We start from the raw sequence: 23939 nt of genomic DNA, 5'->3' as shown, positions 1-23939 counted from the left end.
GCGTTTCATCCTCTTTGTTTTTGCCTCCCGTCGTCGACTCGATCAAGGGGTTTGTCGGACAAGCCTCTATTCGCGGTCTGTGCCGCACTATGGCATCTTCGTCCATTTGTCAGGGATCTGCCCCAATCCCTATGTCGCACTCATTACGTGCAGGAGGAAACCCGGGGTCCAATCCTTGACTGTGATGTTTGGTCTCTAGGACCGAGCATAGCATGGCCTCTCAGATATTCGTAGTTTCGCCTCTTGACGCAGGCGAAGGATCTCTTCTACATACCATCCCTATGGGCTTTGCCTCACTTCGGATGATATTGTCTAGGAGCTTACCGACTTTGAGGATTTTCCTCGGTTACAGTCCCTGCATGAGGTGACAAGGTTCCCTAGTGTCGTCCTGCCACCATCTCGCCAGGACACCATGTGATCCAACTCCAATATGGCCTCAGGAGGTCGCCTACCGCAGTATCTGCAGGTGTAGCCATCTCTGGCCAACACTTCAAACCGCAAGCTCTTTGGTATCCTGCGAGACTCAGAGACGTCATCTCTATAACGTCCTTGGTCAGGAGAGGGCCTTCCCTGCATCCCAGGAACCGGAGGGTGGACATAGTGCTTGTCATAGGTTATGCTCTTGCTTGCCATCATGGATTCGTGGTCATCTCCTTCTTCCTTTGAATGACCACACAAAGGACACCTTCCATCTTTCAGATGCGCTGCCCCACAGTAGTCGCATATCATCTTCCAATCAACTCGCGCCTGACTCTCTCTGCCCTCTCCGACAACGAATCAATATCCGCTCTTACTTTTGTCTGCCAGTATTCGATTGCTTGTGGCAACCACAAACTCGGAACACAAACACCTCTCCCTGAAGCCATAATCAGATCGAAGGGCTGGCCCATGGGTATGTCTAAGGTTACAACTCTGCCACCAATGATGAGTGTTAGGTTGCTAGTAATTGGCAGTTTCTTTTGATTGGCCTGGGGCCTTGTGTCTTCGTAGACCTCTCCAAATAGATGAGCCTCAAGTGTGTATGGACGGAAGGGCTGAACTTGCCCTACCCAGTATCGCGCAGACATCTCGGCGAACTACCCGAAGTCCAGAGTCGACAAAGTCCACGAGATTTGGACGTATTGCCATGGCTGAAAGCGATAGAGCGCGAGGAGGAAGCGGTCTTGAAATCCTTGTTGCTCATGGTCTTTCAGTTGGGGGTGAGGCCCTCGCATGTGTGCATGTTCAGGTGGAAGCATGTCAGATTCGGGCAGGACGGGAAGCCAGAGGCGATCATAACAAGTGGTCGCGAACCAGGCAACAAGAGAATGACTCCAGTGAAAGCGCGTCTACCACCAGATCTCAGTGAGGCGTTGGCGGATCTCAAGAAGATCGTGCCAGATGCAATGCCTGAAGGCCCGATCATCCCTCATCGAAAGGCAGACGGAAGCTTGGAACACAACGTGGGAATGAGCACGTGCAACCTCTCGACTCAATGGCGCAGATTTCAAGCGAAGCATCTGCTCACACGCTTGAGCCCTGTCTACCTACGACATTGGGTGAGCAAGGTATGTCGGCGTGCAGGGCTGTCCTATGTTGCCACAAACACGATGCAAGGGCACAAAGGCAAGTCCACGAACATGCGCGACCTGTACGATATCCCAGACGACGAGGAGCTATTCGCGGAGCAAGCGTCCGTCCTTCCGTACGGCCCGATGGGATTCGTCTGCCCGAAGATCGAGCTAGATCAGGCATTACCAACCGAACTCACTAAACCATTGGGCAGGTGTCTCAGTGGTGAGATGTTGCCGAGTCAATTCGCAGAGATCGTCACTGCCTACTTGACCCGTCAGCTTAAGAAGCCAGTCAGTACGATAGTCGCATGACGAGTTATTCGCCTTTGAGAGCCTTCCAAACCTGTTTCCTCACCTGCCGATGAAAAGCCTTTCCCCAAGGTAGTCGGGCAGTCCTCCCGAGACAATAGCTGTCCACGCAGACTCGATGTCATAATCGAACCTGATGATGCTGCACGTGCTGGCCTCTGGATCGAGGAGCGCCAAGCTCCCTCTTGGATTTCCGTCTCTTGGCTGACCGACCGAGCCCGGGTTCAAGATCAAGCCTGAACCAAATTTCTTCATGTAGGGGATGTGAGTGTGGCCCAGTATCAGAATATCGGCACCCACGCTCGAGAGCATCGAATCCCTTGTGTTGCCCTCGTAGACATACTCCACTACGCTATCTATCGATCCGTGACACATCGCGACTCTTGCGCCTGCGGATTCGAACTTGGCGCACTGTTCGATTGAGAGCAAGTAGTCTCTAGAATCCTGATTGAGCACATCACTCGTCCACTTTGATGCCTTGGCCGCGTACGGGTTCATCCATATTGTGTCACGCGTGAGAACGGACACCTCGTGGTTGCCGAAGATGCAATGTCTTGCCAATTTCTTGACGATCTCGCAGCACTCGTTGGGGAAAGCCCCGTAACCGATGATGTCTCCCAAGCAAACGACCATCTCGACGTCGTTATCCTTGATCACATCCTGGGCTGCCCGGAGCGCATGCAGGTTGGAGTGGATGTCTGATAGCACTGCGAACTTCATCTGTCAGCCTCGATGGCTCGCTACAGATACCTTCTGAGCACAAATGGTATCTTCTCTATCACATCAGTGGCGAGCAGACCGTAGCTCTTCTCCTCGAACGCGAGGTCACCGGCGAGGCCCGCCGTAAATGCCCCTATGCGCGCCGCACCAAATGGTGTTGCCTTCTGGGCGATCAGTCCAGCAACAATCCCCGTGAGGACATCTCCCGTCCCGCCCACGGTCATCGCGTCATTGTGGATTCTGTTCAGTTTGATGTAGGAGCCGTCGCTGATGATGTCCACAGGTCCCTTCAGAAGGATCGTCATCTTTAGCCTGGATGCGGCCTCTCTGACCACCGCCTTACGTTTGTCGAGGTCGTCTTGGGGAAGGGTTTTTCCAGTGAGCTTCTTGAACTCCCCGGCGTGTGGTGTGAGAACGCCAGCCTTCTTCTTCAGGATTTGAGGTTTCGCGCCGCAGGCCCCTATCGCGTCGGCATCTACCACCAGGGGCTTGTCGACGCTCCTGACGATCGACTGGATCGCCGAAATGGTCTCGGGCGCGTTGCCCAGACCGGGACCGATGGCGACCACGTCCATGCCCTTGCTGAACTGCAGGAGTTCCTTTACATGGTCCTCGCGAAGGATCTCTCCTTCCAGTGCCCTCACTATGTAGCTGGGGGAGTAGATGGCGACTGGAATCGCAGACGTCTCTGGAGTCGCGATATAGGTGAGGTCCACACCAGACCTCATGGCGGCCATCCCCGTGAACGCAGGCGCTCCCGTGTACGGTCCGCCGCCGATTACCAGGACCCTCCCAGAATCCCCCTTGTGCGAATCCTTTCTCCTTCTGGGCAGTAGGGCGAAATCGCCTGGACCACAGTAGGTCTCGGCATCTGGTGGGATGCCTATGTCCACGACGACGATCTTGCCCGAGTTCTCCTTGTTCATGCCCACCTTTGGTGCATGGAACGTCACAGTCACGTCGGACCTGATGCGAAGGTCAGAGGGCCATCCCGAAGGCACATCGATCGAGACTATGGTCTTTCTCGAGTCGTTGAGTAGTTTGATGTATCTTGGATACGGGATCCTCGGACTCCCCTGCAGGCCGATTCCGAGCATGGCGTCCACAATGATGTCGTACTTCCTCGTGTCGAGGTGAGGGAGTGGCCTTAGACTCTCCCTCGCACTTTCCAGGTTCATTCGAGCTATGTCGCTAGCGATATCCTGCTCTGGCTCGATCAGGAAGAGGTCCGTCTGAACCTGTTTAGCCAAATGTCTAGCGGCAACGAATCCGTCTCCACCGTTGTTACCCTTTCCGCATATGACCGCTAGCTTCGATGCGGGTTTGCTGATGCTGAGTACATACTTCGCCACTGCCGCTCCCGCGTTCTCCATGAGATTGATCGTCCTCACGCCGAGATACGAGGCGTTCGTGTCCAGAACTTTGACTTCTTCCGGAGGAATCGCTGACCTAGCCACGCATTCGGATTGGTTAGTGCGGTATTAAACCTGACGAGAAGTCATCTGTCTGGCCCCAGCCAGATATCACTTTCTCGGCACCAATGTTGAAAAGGAATATATAGACAGACCTCCTAACTGCAGCCACCGGCAGGGATAGGTCAAGTGAGCGAGATAAAACGCTTGGTTTTGGATGTTCTCAAACCTCACCATCCGACTATAATCGAAATGTCCCGCAGGATCGGGGTCCTGAACGGAGTATCCGGTGTCAACTGCACGCTGGAAGAAGTAGACAGGGAGACTGAGAGCGTCAAGATAACGATCGAGGGCACATCCATCGATTTCGAGAGCGTCGAGGAGACCATCTCTGATTGTGGAGGTGTTATCCACTCAGTGGATAGCGTCTCCGCAGGCAAGAAACTGGTCGAAGAAGTGGGGACTCCCCAGGACCGATAGGATCAGATCTTCAGCTTTGGCATGTTCTTGAGCTTCGAGGCCACCTTGTCCATCAGCTCAGTCTTGCCGAGTTTGGGCTCCACCAAAACCCTTCCGCCGCTCCTGTACCAGAATCGAGGGTACGACTTCTCCAGCTCGAGTATGCAGTCCAATCCCAACGATTTGACTGCCTCGAAGAGCATCTGGGCGCTGGGAGCTTCTATGGCATCCCGTTTGGGCACCCTCCGGCCCTCACCTCTGGTCGCCCTTAGGTCGAAGTAAGTGGGCCAGAGTACGATCGCCTTCTCTGGATTAACGGCCATTTAATGACCTCGACCTTGCGAACGAAGCGCCTCTATCTAACCTTGTCGGTCTGCTACCATCAGGCAGTCGGGCCGAACTTTAATATCCCGACAGTCGATGCGCCGCTCCAAGGTGCACGATGTTGGATGAGGACGTTGCGGAGGCGACTCTAGACCTAGCTGCTTTGAAGGCGGACACTCTCCTCGCGGAGGTCCGGCTCGAGGAGAGGAACTCAAGACAAATATCGATCAGATCCGGGCAGGTCAGCAATGTCACCAAGTCTAGTGATTCGGGAATGAACGTCAGAATCGTGTTGTCGAACGGCATCGGTTTCTCCAGCAGCAACAGAATATCAAAATCTGAGGGCGCAAGACTCGTGCAGGAGGCCGTCAGGCAGGCCAAGAGTGCGAAGCGGAGGTCTCCGGTCTCCTTTTCATCAGAACGAGCGATAGATACTAGCTGGGAAGTCCGGCAGAAACGCCCTCTGGTCGAAGTGAGTACTGATGACAAGCTCGAGTATCTCAGGGGCTTGGACAACGCAGTGATGAAGACTGGAGCGAAGGTCCAGGGGAGATACTACGAGCAGCGGGATTACGAGACCGCGAGCCTGCTCGTGAACTCCGAGGGCTCCCGCATACGATCCCTTCTTCCCAGGGTTGTCGTCGAGTCATACAATCTGGTATCATCCAAAGGTGAGACTGAGCAATCCATCCGGGAATGGGCCGCTACGGGCGGATGGGAGAATGTGGAGGCGTGGGCCCTTGAAGGAGTCCTTGCGGATGAGGTCCGCATGCTCAAGCGGCAGATAGACAAAGGAAAGAAAGTCAAGCCTGGCGTTAAGGACCTCGTCTGTGGACCGGAGGTCGCGGGCATAGCTGCCCACGAATCATGCGGCCACCCGATGGAGGCCGATAGGATTCTGGGCCGCGAGATGTCCCAAGCCGGCAAGTCGTTCGTGTCTCCGGACATGATTGGAAAGAAGATCGGGTCGAGATATGCGACCGTCATTGATGATCCGACTGTCCAAGGCTCCTATGGGTATTACGCCTACGACCAGGAGGGCGTCAAGGCACGACCGAGATACCTGTACAAAGAGGGCCTGATCAATGAGTTCCTCCACAACCGGGAAAGCGCATCAAGGATGAATGTCCAGAGCAATGGCGCATCCAGGTCCGAGTTCTACCTGAGAGAACCGATAGTACGTATGGGCAACACATTCGTCGCTCCGGGGGATTTCGAGGAGGACGAGCTCATCGGTTCCGTCAAGGACGGCGTCCTCATGCACTCATTCACGGAATGGAACATCGACGACAAGAGATTCAACCAGAAGTACGTGTCAAGGGAGGCATACTTCGTCAAGGACGGCGAATTGGCGGGTCCGGCAAGGAAGTGCATTCTCGAGATCACCACACCTGCATTCTGGGGCGCCATCGACGCCGCATCCAAGAAGGTCGTGTTGACGTCTGGCGAATGCGGGAAGGGCGACCCCATGCAGGGCATGGCGACGGACATGGGTGGGCCCATGATAAGGCTCAGGAGCGTGATGCTGAAATGAACGAGCTCAAGGAACTCGCAAGGCATGTGCTCGAAGTCGCCCGTGCCGAGGGAGCCGATGACGTCGTAACGGAGGCCATCAATAGCTCGATCGCTCAGGTCCGGTTCTCCAACAACCAGATCGACTGCATCAACTCATGGAACGAGAAGCATGTCGCCCTGTTCGTCGCCGTGGGCAGACGCATCATGTCAACTGACCTCAGAGCCTTGGATTCCAAAGACAGCCTTGCTCGGGAACTCGTCGCGCTGGCGAAGAAGGCCCCTCCGAGCAAGATATATGGCGGGATCGCGAAGGGCAAGTTCAAGTACAGGCCAGGAAAGATCGACAAGAGAATCGTGGGGCTATCCGACCCTTCGAAGTACGTGCTCGATGCGATCGAAGGAGCGGAATCCGCGGGAGCGAACAACATAGGTGGAACGTTCTACGTACGGCACGGAAGGAATGCAATTGCATCTTCAGGTGGCGCGTTTGGATCAGACGAGAGCGCCTCAGTTGATTTGTCAGTCAGGGCGTTCGTCCAGCCGGAAGCCTCGGGCCATGCCGTATGCTGCGCTGCAAAGCTTTCCGACCTCGACGCTAGAGGCATCGGCGAGAAGGCGGGCGAGATGGGCGTGAGAGCGAAGAACCCGGTCCAGGGGGAGGAGGGCAAGATGGACATCATCATGGAACCCCTTTTCCTCGGATCGGTGACGCAGTCCACTTCCCACATGATGAGCGCAATGAGCGTCGAGATAGGTGCCTCGATGTACGCCAAGAAGATTGGCAAGCGCGTAGCTTCGAACGAGGTCACGTTCGTGGACGACCCCACCATCACATCGACCTCGCGCAGGTCCTACGATCACGAGGGTGTGCCGACGAGGCGCAACGTTTTGATAAAGGACGGCGTGTTCAAGACCTATCTGCACAACACTTCCACGGCGAAGAGGTTCAAGACCAAGACAACGGCGAGTGCCGGACCTCTCATACCAACCGCGAACGCCATGGCCGCTCAGCCTCTGCCGTTCCATCCGGTCCTAACGCCTGGCGACTGGAAGCTCGACGAGATCATAGCAGACACCAAGCGCGGCCTCTACTTCAACAACACATGGTACACCAGGTTCCAGAACTACAGCACGGGCGAGTTCTCAACCATCCCGAGGGACGCGATCCTTAGGATCGAGAACGGGGAGGTAGTGGGATCCGTCAAGAACATACGTGTGAGCGACAACCTGATGAACCTGTGGAAGAGCGTCGACGCCTTGTCAAAGGCAGCCGAGGAAGTCTATTGGTGGGACGAGGCCAGCCCGCCCTCTACGCTGCCTATCGCCAGGGCTACCGGAATGAACATCACTCGTTCGTCCTGAGCTGGTGGCGGACCAGCCGTTCGAGCCGATCAGCTAGAAGGTGTCTGGGCCGGATTCAGAAGAATTGCGTTTACGACGCCATCCTGACCGCATCTCGATGTGATGACCGCCTCGCCAATCTCCGTCATCACAGTCGCACCTTTCGTCATGATGTTTCTCTGGACGTAGTTGGGGTTTGACGGGTTGGTCTTCACGGTAAGGATCTTGACCTTCTTGATGACCCGCGTCTTCGGGTCAACCACGTTCGCCACGTCGGCCATGAGTAGGCGGGCCTTGCTGTTGTTCCCCTTGACCCTGTACATCTTGACCTTTCTCTTGCCCAAGTGCGTGAACTGCTTTTCCCTGCCGATTTCGAACCGTCTCTTCTTGCGGGCGGCTCTCAACCTGCCACCAGACGGTTTCCTCTTGGGTCTGCCTTGCCAAATGGCCATCAATAACCTCTCGGGGTGAGTGAAAGTGGGAGGGGTATTAAAACATTGTGGGTTTGGCCGTATCCTGTCTTACTTCGTGGAAGTCGACCTCTACCACTTCTCCAACGCGCACGCTGGCATAGAACCCTTTCTTAGCCGGGCCCGGGTTGACGAAGGTCGTATCCTTTGATATCACTTTACCGCGTGACTCATGATAGTGACCTGCGAGTGCGAGCACGGGCTTGAACTCTTGCGCAATCCTGAGGATTCCCTTGGAGCCCGCGTTCCTTCCGGACCGCGCGATGTCGTTCATCCCGTACGAAGGCATGTGCGTGACCATGATCGCTTCTGGAACTGCGACGGCTCTCAACGACCTCTCCATCAGACTCTCCTCGATCTCAAATGGCATTCCCATGTTCGTCGGGAGCCCCCCGCCGAACCCGAAGAACTGCCACCCACCCACCTTCGCTCTCATGTTATGTATGCTAGCATCCGCCTGCTCAAGCACCGCAACGTTATCAGGTATGTCGCAGTTCCCCGGAACGGCCAGGATCTTGATACTGATCCTGCTCAGGAACTCCTTCGTATAGTCGGTGGAGCCGAAGGTCGTGAAATCTCCGCACGCAACCAAGAGCTCGTACTTGTCGGCTGACACGGCAGCCTCAAGCATGTCGAGTGCCTCAGGGGACCCATGCAGGTCCGAACAAACCAAGATGTGGAGCTCTTTCATAAAATCGCCTCCAAGGAGACCCTCCAATTCATTGGAGGGAGGAATTGGAGCGCCACCAGATAAAATATAGCCCCTCAGATAATCCACTCTCGTAGCTCCTACGGGCAAGTCGTCAGCGATGACGGGGCGGATAAGATGCCTATGAAACCTTCCTGCGGGAGTAGGCTGCTGATACTGCGACGGTATCTGAGGGGCGACATCCCCGAAGTCAACCAGCCAATCGTCCTCCGTTCCCGCAAGGGCGTCCGTCGGGGAACCAACCCCTAAACGAAAACTGGAAGGACAAGCCACTGGATCTATCCGGTGGTAGTTGACTTGATCACCATGTGATGCCAAGTGAGAGGCTCCCATAGACGATAACGTATGACAGGGCATACCCCACTATGGCCCCTCCATTCAACAACGGCAGCCCGGCCTGCGGCTTTCCTTTGAGAACGAACCTCATCAGCATGGCGAAGCCGACCATGGCGCCGACGAGCGTCCCCAGCGCAACGATCAGATTGCCTGTCAAGGCCCCGATCGAATCACTGGGCAGGAAGCTGAACGCTGATATCACAAGAACGCCTGGGATTATCAGGTCCCCGAGGCCCATGAACATGGCCTCCCTCTCGTCACCCTCGTCCAGCTGTTGCTTCAAGGATTTCTGCCGAATGTACGAATAGCCCCTCTTCTTGGGTATCACGAGCAGAATGGGCAGTCTCATCTGTGTCACGCTGTCCGCCAGAGCAATCATATGCTTCGTCCTGTAGACGGAGATCGCGTCATATGCCGCCAGGACGATGAGAAGGATCATTACTGGCAGGATGCTGAGTGAGACCCCGAATATCGCGGTAACGCCAATGGCCATCAGGACGCCCGAAGCGTCAATCACATACCACTCAGGCTTCTTCACTAGGTAGTATGTGATGATCGCGGTCACTCCTATGGATGCGATGGTCGCGATGACGCCAGCAACAATGCTCGCAAGCATGATGAAGAGCACGAAGAAGATGGTGTACGCGACGGCACCGAGGAAGATGATCCTAACGAGGTTCTCCCTGTGCTTCTTGATTATGTAAAGGACTGCGAACGTGAATCCTATCACCAGGGCTATGTATATGATAGGTATGAGGGGGTCGTTCGGGTTCTCGAATATCTGCTCTTCTGGACCCAGGAAAGCCGAGGCCATGAACAGTGCGCCGAGCTGCGACACGGCGAATACGAGTCCCATGATGACCGTGGTCCTGACCGAGGCTTCCATCGGCTCAGGCTATTCCGACGCGCTTTAGAAATACTTTGTGCACCCCATGACCGGAAAACTTCCAAATAGCTCCACACCTGTGCCTCATGCGTGGCAGAGCTGGAAATGCTCCGAGTGGATGTGTTCACAGAGGAGCTTTACAACGGCAACCCAGCGAGCGTTGTGCTCGACGCTGACCTCCTGGACGAGGTGCAGATGCAGAGAATCGCCTCAGAGGCAGGTTCTCCGGCGACAGCGTTTGTTCTGAGGTCGAAGAAGGCAGATGTGAGGTTGAGGTACTTCAATCCTTACGCAGAGGATCCGTTGAACGGACACGCGACGATTGGCGCCATTTGGTGCCTGGCCGAGCTGCAGTCGTTCGGAAGAATCTCTGGAGGCAGACACAGGTTGGAGACGCAGGTCGGGGTGCTCCCGTTCTCCGTCGATGGAGATGAGGATGGTCCGAGACGGGCATGGATGACTCAGAAGAGACCTATGTTCGCAAGTGAGGGCGACGTCAAGGAGGTGGCCAGCGCAATCGGGATTGGCGTAGAATCGCTCTTCCACGAGGAGTTCCCCATGAGCCGGGCGTCCACGGGCTCCCCATACCTCCTCGTCCCCGTCCGATCAATCGATGTGATGGGAAAGCTCGAGCCAAACCAAGATGAGATCACCGCATTGTCAAGGGAGTTGGACGTCGCGGGACTCGAAGTCTACACCTGGGGCGTCTTCGACGAAGGCTCGACAGTACACGCAAGATGCTTCCGTCCCTCTCCGAACGTCCTTGAAGACCCGGCTTCGGGAATGGCTGCAGGCGCGCTGGGCGCATATCTGGCTGAGAACGAGTTCATACCGAGGGAGCGGTTTGAGAACATCGTAGTGGAACAGGGTCATTGGGTCGGCCGTCCCTCCAGGATAGAAGTCAAGGTCGAAAAGAGAGGTGATTCGATAAGGCGTGTAGAGGTGGGAGGCTCGGCGAGGATTTCCTTCAGGACAAGGATGAGGGTGCCCTGAGCTCTTGCTCAGCTCGCTCGCACGCCAAAGGCCACTGTTCCTGAGACCTTCTCTATCTTCACTTTGACCTGAGAGCCCTTGGCCGTCCCTGGAATGTAGATGATGAATGGCCCTTTGCGAGCGATCCCGTCGCCCTTCTTGCCCACGTCCTCGATCATGACATCGTATGTCTGGCCAGCTTCGACCTCCTTTGCCTCAGCGACCTTGACCTGCTTCTTCACATGGACCGGTCTGTGGGCTCCGCACGTCTCGCATACAAGAATCAGCACTCTGCCGTCCTTCAGGAACTTCGTGTCAGGCCTGTTGCACTCGGAGCAGAGAACATACTCGTCGACATAGCTCTTGATCCTGTCTGCAACCTGAGTGGTTGCGACTTTGCCCTTGAACACGACCCTCCGCCCCTCGATCGTGCCCGCAGTGCCGAGCTCCCTTAGCAGGAATCCGAGAAGGTGATCCGGCTCTCGCCTGAGCGTCTCCACGATGTCTCCGAAATTCCTGATGACCGTCGTCTTGCCCTCGATCATAATATCTGGCTCAGGGACCTGGAATCTGTCATGGGACTCCAAAGTGTGTGGGAGTTTCTTCTTCGCCCTTTCGAGCAGAGTCTCGTAGTCGAAGACATCCTGAGGGACCATTGCGGTTCCATGGTGGATGGTCTAGTTAAATCTATTGGGCTGGACCATTTCAGCGGAGACGACGGGGTTCTGATCCCCGTCAACAGATGCCTTCTAGAAACATTTATGGACAAGTCCGCGCAATCTCAAGTCGCAGGGTTCTTGTCGCCATGGTGAAACCAACGCATTCCAGACCCCCCGATGACCGCAAGGATGTCGGCGGACCTCTCAAGCGTAAGGCTAGCAGGTTCTCCGCATTCGATGTCTTGTCGGACGGAATCTCTGTAGCTGATAAGGATCTCACGATAGTTTTCATGAACAAGAAGCTCCTATCCAGGATCGGGGATTTCAGAGGGAAGAAATGCTATGAGTCGCCTCTGGGCTCCACTGAGATTTGTTCCCGATGTCCTGCCCGGGGAGGACTGGACTTCGACAGAGGTCCGTTTGTCGAACGCGGTGTGGATGAACAAGGCGCCCATTGGGAATCAAGCCTGATGAGGTACGTCGACCCCGACACGAACGAGATTTTCTATGTGTGTGTGGAGCGAGACATCACTGAGAAGACGGCTATGGAGACGGAACTCAGGATGTTGATGTCTTCCCTCGATCAGATGGCTGAACCAGTATGTGTCGCAGACTCTGAGGGTCGACTGATCTACGTAAACAAGGCGTACGTTGGTCTCACTGGATACGATGAAAAAAGCGTCGCCGGACTAAGCATGACGGAGGCATCGAAACCTGGAGCCCCAGCCGGGACGATGCAGACAATCATGAAGGCAGCCGTCGAGCTCGGGTGGCAGGGTGAGATGACAGGCTTGCGGAAGGACGGCGCTAGGTACTATACACAGGTCGATGCGAAACCCGTGAGGGGCGATACGGGCCACACCCTAGGTGCCGTCGGGATACTCAGGGACATCACGAGGCAGAAGATCGAGTTGGTTGAATACGAGAAGTACACGTCCGAACTCGAGTCTAGAATGGAGGCGAGGACGACCGAGCTGGCCCGCAAGGTGAGTCAGCTGACTACGATAAACAAGATCAGCAGGGTCGTGACCTCTATCCTCGATACGGATGAGCTTATCGACGAGTTCACGAAGGCCATCGCCCAGGGGTTCGGGTACCGGCATGTCTCCATGATGATGATGGACAAGGAGCGCGGAGACCTCTACTTCAAATCCGGTTACGGATGGCAGATGGACTCGGTCCCAAGGGAGTTAAGACAGAAACTCAAGGAGGGCATAGTCGGCTATTCAGCCTACTTCGGGGAGACACTCGTCAGCGGCGATGTCGAGACCGACCCCAGATATGTCAGGAAAGATTTGATTGGGACGAAGTCCGAGCTCTCAGTGCCAGTCACGTACAGGGGAGAGATTCTTGGAGTGCTCGACGTTCAAAGTGATATCAAGGATGCCTTCACTAGGAACGACGTGAGCACAATGGAGATGCTTGGCGACATGCTGGCCACATCCATCACGAATGCGCGAGTATACACCGAATCAAAGGAACGCGAAACCGCCCTGTCAATCCTCGACAGGATTAGCAAGCAGATATCGTATAGGTCGGAGCCGAACGTCATCCTGGATCAGGTTGCCCGCGATGCTGCGAACCTCCTGAAGGCGGAGAAGGCCATGGTAGGGCTTATTGACGAATCTGGGAAGACTATGAATTTCGTCGCCTCCTATAGGTTTGGCAAGGAGCTGCTGAAATCGAGGTCGTTCAAAGCGAACGTGGGCGTGTCGGGGAGAGCGCTGAGATCGCTCAAGACCGAGGTCGTCAACGACTACCTCTCAGACCCAGACGCCATCGAGCTCGACGGTGAGATGTTCGGCATCAAATCGATCGTCTGCGCCCCGCTGCTGATAGAGGGCAGAGGCATCGGCGTGGTGAATGTCTACAACAAACTAGCTGGCACGCCCTTCACGAAGAGTGACACGCTCTTCCTGTCGTCGTTGGCGGATCATGCAGCGATTGCTTTGGAGAACGCGAATCTTCTTTCCTCGCTCAACCAGAGAGTTCATTCCCAGCTGGCCCTGCTTGAGACGGCGCTGTCCATGCAGAGGCAGCTGGACACTAGCAGCGTCTACGATCTGGTCGCGGACAAGCTCAGGAACGTCGTCTGGTATGACGGGATTACGTTCTACCGAGTTGATAACAATAGGATGATGATCACTCCTATCCTCTCGAAGGGCAAGTATGCCAAGGAGATTATGGCCGAGGAGTTCGCAGTCGGTGTCGGGCTCACAGGCTTTGTGGCCAAGACTGGCAAAGCGGAGCTCATCAACGACGCTCTGAACGACTCCAGAGTGGCTCAGGTGGCCGGGACTCCCGTGGAGAACGAAGCCTTGATGTCGATCCCCCTCCTTGGCAAGAACCGCGTAATAGGTGTCCTCACGCTCTACAGGGAGGGTGAGGCCAGCTTCTCACCGACTGAGTTCGAGGTCGCTCAGCTGTTCGCAAGTCAGGCTGCTGTCGCCGTGGAGAACGCGGAACTATATGGGACCAGGGAGACGCTGCTGGCTGACAGCAGGAGGAAGGTGGAGCAGATGGCCAGAGTCCTTGAGCTTACCACCTCTGTCATGTACATGGACGACCTCGACAGGCTTCTTCAGCGTATCACGGACTCAATCGTTCAATCGTTGGGATTCAGGAGAGTCTCCATCGGTGTCTGGAATCCTTCCCGCGATGTGTTTGTGGTAAACGCTATGTCCGGATATCCGAAGTGGGTGGAGAAGGGATCGACCAGGGACGGGCAGAGCGTCCTTGATGACTTGAACGACAAGTTCAGGATAGGCGCGTCCAGTTACCTCATCAAGTTCGAGGACCAGCAGTTCGGGATCGATCAGTTCCAGTTCCTAGCACACCCTGAGCTGGCCGATGCGCCTAGGGCTTCTCCTGAGGCCTGGCACGAGCGAGACCTGTTGATAACGACCTTGAAGGACAGGAGCGGCCGGTTGACAGGGTATCTTGTGGTCGACGAACCGAACGATCTCAAGATTCCATCGGAGGATCACATCGAAGTCCTGGAGATCATGGCCGGGATCGCCTCGATCGCTCTGGAGAATGCCAAGTTGTACGAGAAGCAGGTCCTGGCGGCGAACGAGATCGCGCTGTTGAACGATCTCATGACCCATGACATCAACAATTTCAACCAAGGGATCATGGGATACATCGAGTTGCTGCTCCAGGACAAGCGTTTGGACGACAATCAGAGGAAATACGCTGACCGAGCTCTCGTCCAAGTCAAGAACAACGCTCGCCTCATAGACAACATCAGAAAACTCGCGAAGCTCAGGATGATGGCTGACACCGATTACGTCCCGATGGACATACAGAAATCGGTTGCTGGAGCGATAGAGACTGTCACAAAGGCCACACCGGAAAGGAAGATCACCTTAGTCTCGAACCTCTCGCCGGACACCCATTACACATTGGCCAACCAGTACCTTGACGACCTGTTCCTCAACATAATCTCGAACGCCGTCAAGTTCGACACCGCGAAGAGGGTCAGGGCCGAGGTTCAGGTCTCCGAGGAGGTTACTCCCCAGGGCGAATTCTGGGTCGTCTCCGTCATAGACCGGGGCAGAGGGATACCGGACGACAGGAAGAATGTGGTCTTCGAGAGGTTCGCCACTGGCATGACTGGCATCAAGGGGTTCGGGCTGGGCCTGTCGATCGTGAGTACGATAGTCGAGAAGTTCAACGGGAGGATATGGGTCGAGGACAGAGTGAAAGGAGACTTCTCCAAGGGCACTGTCTTCAAGGTGGGGCTCCCTAAGGCGAACAAGCCCGCTGAGAACGCAACCTAGGCGAATCCACGTTTACTTCCTTCTCTTCTGCGAGAACTCGAGCGCCGCTTTCACGAGCCCAAAGTGCAGAGGCGCTGGCCTCTGGGGCCTCGACTTGAACTCCGGGTGGAACTGGGACCCTATGAAGTACGGGTGTCCCTGCAGCTCGGCTATCTCCATCCTCTTGCCGTCGGGTGATTTCCCAGTGAACTTCAACCCCTTCTCCTGAATCCTGTCGATGTAATGCGGGTTGATTTCGTACCTGTGCCTGTGACGCTCCTGGATTTCAGTGGCGCCGTACAGTCTCTCGGCAATGGATCCCTTCTCTATGACCACGCTCTGTGCTCCGAGCCTCATGGTCGCGCCCTTCTTCGCCAATTTCTTCTGTTCTGGGAGGAAATCGACCACAGGGTGGGCTGTGTGCGGGTCGAATTCGGTGCTGTTCGCGTCCCCCATGCCGAGGACGCCTCTGGCGAACTCCACATTTGCCAGCTGGAACCCAAGACACACTCCGAGGAACGGCACCTTGTTCTCCCTTGCGTACTTTATCGCTTCTACCTTGCCCTCAGTGCCCCTCGAACCGAATCCACCTGGAATCAGGATGCCATCGCTCTCAGCAAGGAGATGTCTTGAATTCTCCTTGTCGATGTCCTCTGCCTCCATCCTCAGGAACTTGACTCTGGTATCGAGTTCTGCCCCTGCGTGCGTGAACGCCTCATAGTGGCTCATGTAGGAATCGCGCTGCTCCATGTACTTCCCAACGAGGAGTATCCTGACCTCGTGCTTCGGGTTCATCACCTTGCGGAGGTACTTCTTCCAGTCGGTCAACCCGTCGGGCTTGCTCTTGATCGCCATCTTGTCAAGCAGATAGTCTGTGAGCCCTTGCTCCTCGAGGAATATCGGGACCTGGTAGATCGATTTCGCGTCGGGAGCGCTTATCACCGCGGTAATAGGCACGTCGCAGAAGAGTGCGATCTTCCTCTTCGCGCCTTCTTCGAGCGGCTTCTCGCACCTCGCGACGATGACATCGGGCTGTATGCCGACGGACCTGAGCTCCTTCACGGAGTGCTGGGTAGGCTTCGTCTTCTGCTCATGCAATGTGCCCAGAATCGGCACCAAGGTCGTATGGACGAATATGAAGTTCTCATGGCCCATCTCAGAGCGCATCTGCCTCATGGCCTCTAGGAACGGCATCGATTCGATGTCGCCCACCGTGCCGCCCAATTCGACGATCGTCACGTCGGCTCCGGCCTTGATGGCGACATTCGATATCATCGACTTGATCTCGTTCGTGATGTGAGGGATTATCTGGACGGTCTTCCCGAGGAAGTTCCCCATCCGCTCCTTCTCTATCACGCTTCCGTACACTTTGCCCGTTGTGACGACATGGTCGCTTGTGAGGCTCACGTCTAGGAATCTCTCGTAGTTGCCAAGGTCGAGGTCCGCCTCTCCCCCATCGTCCAGAACGAAAACCTCTCCATGCTCGAACGGGTTCAAAGTGCCCGCATCGAAGTTCAAGTATGGATCGATCTTCATGGCGGTGACTTTCAACCCTCTAGCTTTCAAAACGCAGCCGATGGATGAGGACGTGATGCCCTTCCCCAGTCCCGATAAAACTCCCCCGGAGACTACAATAACCTTCATTCCTGCCTCACGGGATTTGGAGAAGGGCCTAGGCCATCATAAAGCTTTCCTGATGGCCGACTACACCGACGATGGCGCCTGGCTGGTCACCTGTCCCTGTCCGTCATTAGCTCCTTCAGCACACTCGTGACGGTCCTGATCGTTTCGCGAACAGGCTTCGTGACTCTGCCTCTGAACTCGATCCTTCCGGGCTGAATGCAGATGACTGCAGATCTTTTCCCAGTCTTTTCCAGGATTGTTGCCATCAGGGCAACAGCGACCCGATGAGTCGTTATCTCGGTCTGTTTGATGTCGTCTTTCCTCACGAGCTTGATAGAACCAGGTGTCATGTTCAGATTGGCGGCGTCTACGAAGAACACCGCAGCAACCTCCTCCTTCTCGGAGATGTCCAGCACTGTGCCCTCAACGCCGTCATGTTCAGAATAGGAGAATGAAGGAAAGAGTTTCTTCAATGCTAGAGCGACGAGCACGCCCGCGCCGTCGTCGGCCCTGTCGGTGTTGCCCAGCCCCAATACATACACGCGGCCTTCGCACGCGATGTCCTCGAGTTGAGCTCTCAGACCCGCTTCAGAGTCACCAGATGCGTTGCGCAGCTTATGCATGGGTCGTACGCCCTCGCCACCATCTCCAGCCCGAGCCGGACCTCTTCGTCTTTCTTGTCGTCAGCGAGCATCCTCTCAGCTGTCAGCTTCATGTGCCTCTCTATGTCATCGAGGTTCTGTGCTGTAGGTGTGATTATGTCCGCGGCTTCGATGAGACCGTTCTTGATGTCGTAGTGGTGGTACAGTGTGCCTCTTGGAGCCTCTACCGCGCCCGTTCCGGAACCGTTCTCCCTGGTGGGCTTCTCTATCGGCGGGTCTTCCAGCGACATGACTTTGTCAACTGTGTCGGGTATGTGCTCCAGGGACCACAGCATCTCGATCGCCTGGGCGAGGTTGTTCATGAGCGGGTTCTTCAGCCATCTGTCGTTGTAGTGCTCCTTGAACAGATCTGCCGCTTGCCCGTCGAGCCGCTTGCCCATGTTGATGAGCCTAGCGTTCGCGCCGACCGTGAACGGCTTGTCCTGGTACAGCGACCTCTTGGCGAACGAGTGCGAGACTATCCTCTCGTTCGTGAGCTTCTTGTAGTCCTCGACATCTGCCTGCTTCCCGTTTGAGATGATGATTGACTCGCCGGCGAACCCGAACTGCATCTTCGGTGCGTCAACGGACATGAACAGCATGTCCGCCTCCGGATATGTCGGGTAGTCGATGGACGCGAACAGCTCCACCGCGCGGACCGCGTCAGGCACTAGCTCATGGGATTTCAACTTGATCTCCTCGAGCGCCTTCCTGCCGGGGTACTTCCCGAACCCGCCTAGGATAGGGTTCTCTCCGTGGACGATCCTTCCGCTCGTCACGGCCATAACGTGATTTCCGAACTTCTTGAGGCGCAGAGCGCGCTTGACATCGTCTCCGTAGTCGTTCAACATCGCGATCGCAGACGGATAGCCAAGGAAATCGGGTAGTGCCAGAAGGAATGTGTGGAGCGAGTTGCTTTCGACGTTCTCGCCCAGCATCATGAGCTCCCTAGTGAGTTGCGCCTTCTCCGGAGCCTTGATCCCCAAGGCCTTCTCCAATCCCCTGATCGCGGAGTACCTGTGGGAAAGGGTGCATATGGCGCATATCCTCGGGATGACGTTCAGGTCGTCCGCAGGGGTCATGCCCCTGACGAGCTGTTCGATGAGCCTCGGCCCCTCGTGCACATCCAACGTGACGCTCTTGACTTTCTTACCGTCGAGCGTGACGGTAATCCCGCCATCCCCCTCGACCCTTGCGAGCGCCTCGACGTTGAGTTCTCTCATGTTTTTGCCTCCTTCTTCTTCTCGAGGTCCTTCACAAGTTGGGCTACGCGTGCGCCTCCGAACTTCTTGATCTTCTTTATGATCTCATCTGGGTCGTACCCCTTCTCCTTGAGGAGCTCGTATTCGGAACTCACGTTCAAGTCATCGGTCGGTCCCCAGCAGCCAACGCAAGGCAGGTTATGAGTAGGGCATACAGCGCCGCAGCCGGATTTGGTGAGCGGGCCTGCACAGAATCTCCCGGCATAGAGTATGCACGGGTTCTCCCTCCATCTGCATTCCAGGCAGACGGGGGCCTTGAGCAGGTACGGGTGCCTTCCTGCCACGAGCTTCGAAACCGTTCCCAGGAACTCTGTCTTGTCGATCGGGCACCCTGGGATGTACATGTCGACCTTGACGAAGGCATCGATGGGTTGAGCTTCGAACGCCTTCGACACGTTGATCTTGGCGTTCCCGTAGACCTTCTTGTACATCTCCTCCCACTTGCCCTCTCCCAGTTTCATGGCCTGGGGTCCCCCGTGACAAGCGCATGTGCCTATGGCGATCATGACCTTCGAGCGCTCCCTTATCTCCTTCAGCCTCTTCAGCTGCTCTTCGGTCGATATCGAGCCCTCGATGAACGCGACATCGAGCTCGCCCTCGTGGTTGTCGCTCTTCGCCATCACGAAAGAGCGGATATCGGTCGCGCCGAACAGGTCCACAAGCTGGTCCTCGCAGTTGAGTATCATGAGCTGGTCGCCCGCGCAGCCCGTGAATCCGTAGACTCCGACCTTAGGAGATTGTCTTGTCACTTGCACCCCTCCCTATGAGCTCCTTCATGTGGAGCACGTCCCACCATGAGAACACAGGACCATCTATGCACGTGTAGAGATACTCGATCGCGCAATGGCCGCATTTGCCGACGCCGCACTTCATCCTCCTCTCCAGCGTCATCAGTATCTGGTGCTTTGGAATTCCCAGCTGGACGAGGTTCTGCATTACGAACTTGTACATGATCGGCGGGCCGCAGACCGCCGCGACCGTGTTCTTGGCATCAATCGGTCCGAGATCCTTGAAGAGCGTCGTGACAACGCCAACCTTCTCCGTCCACTTGCCCGTGTCATCCTTGTCGACGGACAGCAGGCAGTGGAGGTCATCGCGTTCCTTCAGCTGCATGAACTCCTCCCGGAACAGCATCTCGCCAGGGTTCCTGGCGCCGTGCAAGTAGGTGAGCTTGCCGAACTTGTCCCGATTGTCAAGTACGTAAAGGAGCAGCGAGCGAAGCGGGGCGACGCCCATGCCGCCTGCGACTATCAAGATGTCCTTGCCTTCCATCTTCTCGATGGGGAAGCCGTTGCCGTACGGGCCGCGTATGCCTATTGTCTGGTTCTCCTTCAGCCCGAAGAGAGTGCTCGTGAGCGTTCCCACATTCCTGATGCAGAATTCCAGCAACCCGGGTCTCGAAGGGGACGAAGAGATACAGAACGGCGCCTCACCCTCCCCGGCTATTGACAACATCACGAACTGCCCCGGCAGGTAGTCGAACTTCAGCGCCTCGTCGACATCAACGGGTCTCGCTTGGAAGAAGTTCACGTCGCTAATGAGCGGGTACTTCCGAACAATCCTCCACGTGTCCGGGGTGAAGGGGTTGTCGTCCACCTCCTTTTCATCAAGGACCACGCACATCTTCTTCACTTGCCCACCTCCTGCTCCTTGAGGGCGTTCGAGACGGTGACCACGTTGATCTCCACAGGACATGTATCGACGCATCTTCCGCAGCCGACACACGCCGGCTTTCCGAACTCCCCTATGTACGCCTGCAACTTGTGAGTATACCAGAGCCTCAATCTGTCGGCTCTCTTGTCCCTGAAATTGCCGCCTCCAGCAACAAGGGAATACTCTCTGAACATGCAGCTGTCCCAGAATCGGTCCCTCGTACCCTCGACGGTTCCGAGCTCCACCTCATCGACCACATTGTAGCAGTTGCATGTCGGACAGACCATCGAGCACTGACCGCACGAGAGGCATTTGTCCCCAAGCTGGTCCCAGACAGGACTGTTGTATCCTAGCTCGAATATGTATGGCATGCCCGTGAAATCCATTTGTTTCTTGAACTGGGAGTTCTTCCAATTCCTGTACTCATTGTAGGTGAGGATCTCGTTCTTGCCAAGGTCCCTGCTGAACAGGTCCGGCTTCATTCTCACAAGGTCATGTCCCTTCGTCGATCCGACCCTGACGAGATAGAACATCTTGAGGTCCGTGAAGAACAGGTCGAACCCCTCAGCGATGAAATCAGTATTGGTCGCCATGCACATACACTTGTCATCGGGGATGCAGCTGTGCCCTAGCAGCAAGGTCTTCTCCCTTCTCTCAGCGTAGTATGGGTCCTTGTACGTCTCTAGGAATAGCTTGTCCATGATGAGTATGCCATGGATGTCGCAGGGGTGGATTCCGAACAGGATCCTCCGCGGCACGTCACCGCGCCTCTCGACAAAGCCATCCTCGTCGTAGTCGAACATCGTGAACCTAGGCGGATAGAGGAACTTCTTTGGCGGTATGATGGTCCTCGTCGCCTTCAGATCCATCTGCGATAGCGAGTCAACCTTCGCGTAGGACACCTTGTCTCCCTTCTTCGTCGGACCCCAGAGTTCTCCCCACTCCTTGACGGAGTCGAGGAAGACGGAAAGGTCCTCCTTCTTCATCTTCAGAATCATCATGGTATCTCTTCCCTAGACTCAAGTATCACCATCGTCGTTGCATCCCCGGTCCCTCGCTCGGCCAGACGCAGAAACGACAGCTGAGGTCAGTGTAATCTGCCGAGGTATAAAAACATTCGGAAACGGGGTTGAAAACTTGTTGATGTGGCGGGGTCCCTATTGACGATTGTTTGGAGAATCGAGGACTCGGCTGATGTTTTTCCGAAAGCAAAGGGTTTCGTCCATATCACGAGAATTCGGCAATGTCCGTCAATCTGTCATGATCCCATTCTTGAGAGAAATCCGCCGTGATCTGTGCAAGCCAGGGGGATTGGCCACGGATACCGATGGACTTATATTGGTTCGGGTCAATAGCGATTCGGGTTAGACGCCCAAGGGATGGATGCAGTCAGAGGACTCGTTTTCATCTTGAGGTGAATCTATGAAAAGGAATGAAGGAAGATTTGGACTTGGAATAGTGGTGGGGCTCGTCCTGCTGATGTCGATGTTCTCTCTTAGGGTCATCCCGACTCCAGCCGAGGCCGCCATTGTGGCGGAGTGGACGCCCGCCTCACCGCTCAACGACACGCATTCACAAGCTGTCGTCGTCCAGGACGATGATGGATTGGTGTATGTGATCGGTGGCGTGAACGTGATAGGCTATGTCGCCGTGAACAACGTATCTTCATATGACCCTGACACGGGTCAGTGGCGAGACCTCGCGCCCCTGCCATATGCTTCTCGTGGCGCGGCAGGAGCCTACTTTGATGGCAAGGTCTACGTCTTCGGCGGCTGGGATAGCATCACAGGCGCGATTGACTACACACAAATCTACGACATCAATTCGAATACCTGGAGTAGCGGAACGCCTGTCCCTCAGAGAGTCTGGGAGGCGAAGGCCGGCGCAGGTGACAATGGCATGATCTATGTCTTCGGCGGAGAGACTCCTGGCATGCCTTACTCGAACGTTGTGAATGTCTACGACACTGCGACAGACGGATGGAGTACTGGTGCGAACATGCCGGTGGGTGTCAAAGCGGGCGCTGTTGTCAGCGCTGGATATTACTTATGCTATATTGGAGGCAATACAGCAACTGGAACCACAGCCGCCGTGAATATTTACTACACCTGGGGCAGCTGGGAATCAGTGGCACCCTTGCCCCTGGCTACCGCGACCCTGGCTGCTGTCAGAGGCGTAGATGGTCTAATCTATGCGTTCGGCGGCGGAGTGGGTTCCACCAACGTTGACGCGGGCTACAACTGGACCTACTACTTCAACTCATGGGAGAAAGCCTGGTACGACGGTCCCGACATGACCATGAAGTCGAGGTACCTGGGCGGAGCAGCTACTGACGACGGTAGGATTCTGGCGATAGGTGGCAACGACGCTAGCACTGTGTTCGAAGGTGTTGAGGAGATGCGGATTATGTCCATCTCAACATCGGTCGCGCCGACGACTGTGCAGACCGGAAGGACAGTAATGGTGACCGTTTCCATCGACTTCGCGAACGTGGTTGCCGAATACTACTACGGTAACGCTGTGCTAGTGTCAGGAACTGGGATTTCCTACAGCTCAGTCCCGTTCCAGGGAACCTTTGACGTGACATTCGGATTCCAGATGGCCATCCCTGAAGGGATAGCTGCAGGAGCCTACACAGTGTCACTCCCGTACATGGGCGTGGAGTACGACAATGGAGGAACGACACTTCCAGAGCAGAGGATGTCTCTAGTGATCGTTGTGGGTGAGACCCTCGATCAGCAGATGGACTCGCTCAAGAACCAGATTGCGACCCTCCAGGCGCAGCTGGCTGCCGCAGACGGGAATGTCACGATGATATTGATGACGATCGCAGCCTTAAGCGCGTCGTTAGCGGATTTGCAGACCCAGCTCGACGCCATGCAGGACCAGGAGGACCGGATCGATAAGAAGGCGGACACAGCGGGTACCTATGCCATGATCAACGTCGTGCTGGTGATCGTCATACTAGTGCTGCTTGCCCTGATGTTCATGATGAGCAGGAAGAAGCCTTAGATAAGCAAGAGCGCCCGAACCATTCAAAACCCTTTTCCATTCTTCTTCATTTTGATTCGAAACGGAGCGCAAGCTGTGCGCTATATCGATGATTTGAAGAAAAAATATCGCTGGACGTTCGATGATAGATTGCTTTTGTCTTAGGTGCTTGGAACCCCACCAATATTTGGTGGAGGGGTAGTTCCCCTCCGGTTTTGCGTAGGAGGTGATCCATCTGCAGGTTCCCCTACAGATACCTTGTTACGACTTAACCCCCCTTGCTGAACCCAAGTTCTAACGCCCCAGGTTGAGGCATCATCACTTGAACCCAACTCGGATGGTT

Annotated in this window: 21 protein-coding genes and 1 rRNA gene; 7 read left to right on the top strand and 15 right to left on the bottom strand. The window is 55.6% G+C overall.

Features of this window, described 5'->3' with window-relative positions:
- Positions 1 to 312: 312 nt before the first annotated feature.
- Positions 313 to 636, bottom strand: a complete 324-nt coding sequence (locus tag KJ653_10185; protein MBU0686195.1) for an HNH endonuclease — start codon at positions 634 to 636, stop codon at positions 313 to 315.
- 527 nt (positions 637 to 1163) lie between these two features.
- On the opposite strand from KJ653_10185, the gene KJ653_10180 reads away from it, so the two are divergent.
- Complete coding sequence (locus KJ653_10180; GenBank protein MBU0686194.1) at positions 1164 to 1865, top strand: hypothetical protein; 702 nt, start codon at positions 1164 to 1166, stop codon at positions 1863 to 1865.
- Positions 1866 to 1904: 39 nt separating this feature from the next.
- Here the strand turns inward: KJ653_10180 and KJ653_10175 are convergent, their stop codons facing one another.
- Both KJ653_10175 and KJ653_10170 read right to left on the bottom strand, forming a co-directional pair.
- Complete coding sequence (locus tag KJ653_10175; GenBank protein ID MBU0686193.1) at positions 1905 to 2582, bottom strand: metallophosphatase family protein; 678 nt, start codon at positions 2580 to 2582, stop codon at positions 1905 to 1907.
- 20 nt (positions 2583 to 2602) lie between these two features.
- Positions 2603 to 4039: an NAD(P)H-hydrate dehydratase gene (locus tag KJ653_10170; GenBank protein MBU0686192.1), complete on the bottom strand. Its 1437-nt coding sequence runs from the start codon at positions 4037 to 4039 to the stop codon at positions 2603 to 2605.
- A 144-nt stretch (positions 4040 to 4183) separates the two neighbouring features.
- Here KJ653_10170 and KJ653_10165 point away from each other — a divergent pair, with 144 nt between their 5' ends.
- Positions 4184 to 4474: a DUF211 domain-containing protein gene (locus KJ653_10165; GenBank protein MBU0686191.1), complete on the top strand. Its 291-nt coding sequence runs from the start codon at positions 4184 to 4186 to the stop codon at positions 4472 to 4474.
- 2 nt (positions 4475 to 4476) lie between these two features.
- On the opposite strand, the gene KJ653_10160 is transcribed toward KJ653_10165, so the two are convergent.
- The gene (locus tag KJ653_10160; protein ID MBU0686190.1) at positions 4477 to 4776 is read right to left on the bottom strand and encodes a signal recognition particle protein Srp19; all 300 of its coding nucleotides are present in this window, start codon (positions 4774 to 4776) and stop codon (positions 4477 to 4479) included.
- A 119-nt stretch (positions 4777 to 4895) separates the two neighbouring features.
- On the opposite strand from KJ653_10160, the gene KJ653_10155 reads away from it, so the two are divergent.
- Complete coding sequence (locus KJ653_10155; protein MBU0686189.1) at positions 4896 to 6311, top strand: TldD/PmbA family protein; 1416 nt, start codon at positions 4896 to 4898, stop codon at positions 6309 to 6311.
- Entirely contained in the window at positions 6308 to 7654 is a 1347-nt protein-coding gene (locus tag KJ653_10150; GenBank protein MBU0686188.1) for a TldD/PmbA family protein, read from the top strand. Before KJ653_10155 ends, KJ653_10150 begins: the two co-directional genes overlap by 4 nt.
- A gap of 29 nt (positions 7655 to 7683) precedes the next feature.
- On the opposite strand, the gene KJ653_10145 is transcribed toward KJ653_10150, so the two are convergent.
- From KJ653_10145 to KJ653_10135, 3 genes are all read right to left on the bottom strand, one after another.
- The gene (locus KJ653_10145) at positions 7684 to 8085 is read right to left on the bottom strand and encodes a 30S ribosomal protein S8e (GenBank protein ID MBU0686187.1); all 402 of its coding nucleotides are present in this window, start codon (positions 8083 to 8085) and stop codon (positions 7684 to 7686) included.
- A 37-nt stretch (positions 8086 to 8122) separates the two neighbouring features.
- A complete protein-coding gene (locus KJ653_10140; protein ID MBU0686186.1) occupies positions 8123 to 8794 on the bottom strand; it encodes a metallophosphoesterase family protein in 672 nt (223 codons plus the stop codon).
- A 319-nt stretch (positions 8795 to 9113) separates the two neighbouring features.
- Entirely contained in the window at positions 9114 to 10034 is a 921-nt protein-coding gene (locus tag KJ653_10135) for a hypothetical protein (GenBank protein MBU0686185.1), read from the bottom strand.
- Between the two features lie 90 nt (positions 10035 to 10124).
- Here KJ653_10135 and KJ653_10130 point away from each other — a divergent pair, with 90 nt between their 5' ends.
- Positions 10125 to 11027, top strand: coding sequence for a PhzF family phenazine biosynthesis protein (locus KJ653_10130; protein ID MBU0686184.1), 903 nt, complete (start codon positions 10125 to 10127; stop codon positions 11025 to 11027).
- Between the two features lie 8 nt (positions 11028 to 11035).
- Here the strand turns inward: KJ653_10130 and KJ653_10125 are convergent, their stop codons facing one another.
- Complete coding sequence (locus KJ653_10125) at positions 11036 to 11662, bottom strand: translation initiation factor IF-2 subunit beta (GenBank protein ID MBU0686183.1); 627 nt, start codon at positions 11660 to 11662, stop codon at positions 11036 to 11038.
- Positions 11663 to 11811: 149 nt separating this feature from the next.
- Between KJ653_10125 and KJ653_10120 the strand changes: the two genes are divergently transcribed.
- Positions 11812 to 15447, top strand: a complete 3636-nt coding sequence (locus KJ653_10120) for a GAF domain-containing protein (GenBank protein ID MBU0686182.1) — start codon at positions 11812 to 11814, stop codon at positions 15445 to 15447.
- A gap of 12 nt (positions 15448 to 15459) precedes the next feature.
- On the opposite strand, the gene pyrG is transcribed toward KJ653_10120, so the two are convergent.
- The 6 genes from pyrG to KJ653_10090 form a co-directional block, all read right to left on the bottom strand.
- Positions 15460 to 17070, bottom strand: a complete 1611-nt coding sequence (gene pyrG, locus KJ653_10115; protein MBU0686181.1) for a CTP synthase (glutamine hydrolyzing) — start codon at positions 17068 to 17070, stop codon at positions 15460 to 15462.
- Between the two features lie 86 nt (positions 17071 to 17156).
- Positions 17157 to 17672, bottom strand: a complete 516-nt coding sequence (locus tag KJ653_10110; GenBank protein MBU0686180.1) for a hydrogenase maturation protease — start codon at positions 17670 to 17672, stop codon at positions 17157 to 17159.
- A complete protein-coding gene (locus KJ653_10105; protein ID MBU0686179.1) occupies positions 17627 to 18913 on the bottom strand; it encodes a Ni/Fe hydrogenase subunit alpha in 1287 nt (428 codons plus the stop codon). Before KJ653_10105 ends, KJ653_10110 begins: the two co-directional genes overlap by 46 nt.
- The gene (locus tag KJ653_10100) at positions 18910 to 19701 is read right to left on the bottom strand and encodes a hypothetical protein (protein ID MBU0686178.1); all 792 of its coding nucleotides are present in this window, start codon (positions 19699 to 19701) and stop codon (positions 18910 to 18912) included. Before KJ653_10100 ends, KJ653_10105 begins: the two co-directional genes overlap by 4 nt.
- Positions 19682 to 20584: an FAD/NAD(P)-binding protein gene (locus tag KJ653_10095; GenBank protein MBU0686177.1), complete on the bottom strand. Its 903-nt coding sequence runs from the start codon at positions 20582 to 20584 to the stop codon at positions 19682 to 19684. The genes KJ653_10100 and KJ653_10095 overlap by 20 nt, the downstream gene beginning before the upstream one ends.
- Positions 20581 to 21606 (bottom strand): 4Fe-4S dicluster domain-containing protein, encoded by a 1026-nt coding sequence (locus tag KJ653_10090; protein ID MBU0686176.1) that lies wholly within the window; start codon positions 21604 to 21606, stop codon positions 20581 to 20583. The genes KJ653_10095 and KJ653_10090 overlap by 4 nt, the downstream gene beginning before the upstream one ends.
- Positions 21607 to 22027: 421 nt before the next feature.
- Between KJ653_10090 and KJ653_10085 the strand changes: the two genes are divergently transcribed.
- Positions 22028 to 23617, top strand: coding sequence for a hypothetical protein (locus tag KJ653_10085; GenBank protein MBU0686175.1), 1590 nt, complete (start codon positions 22028 to 22030; stop codon positions 23615 to 23617).
- 200 nt (positions 23618 to 23817) lie between these two features.
- Here the strand turns inward: KJ653_10085 and KJ653_10080 are convergent.
- Positions 23818 to 23939, bottom strand: a 16S ribosomal RNA gene (locus KJ653_10080); the annotation flags it as partial.

Source organism: Candidatus Thermoplasmatota archaeon (genome assembly GCA_018814355.1).
Lineage (GTDB): Archaea > Thermoplasmatota > Thermoplasmata > UBA10834 > UBA10834 > COMBO-56-21.
This window is presented reverse-complemented; position numbering and strand designations above follow the sequence as displayed.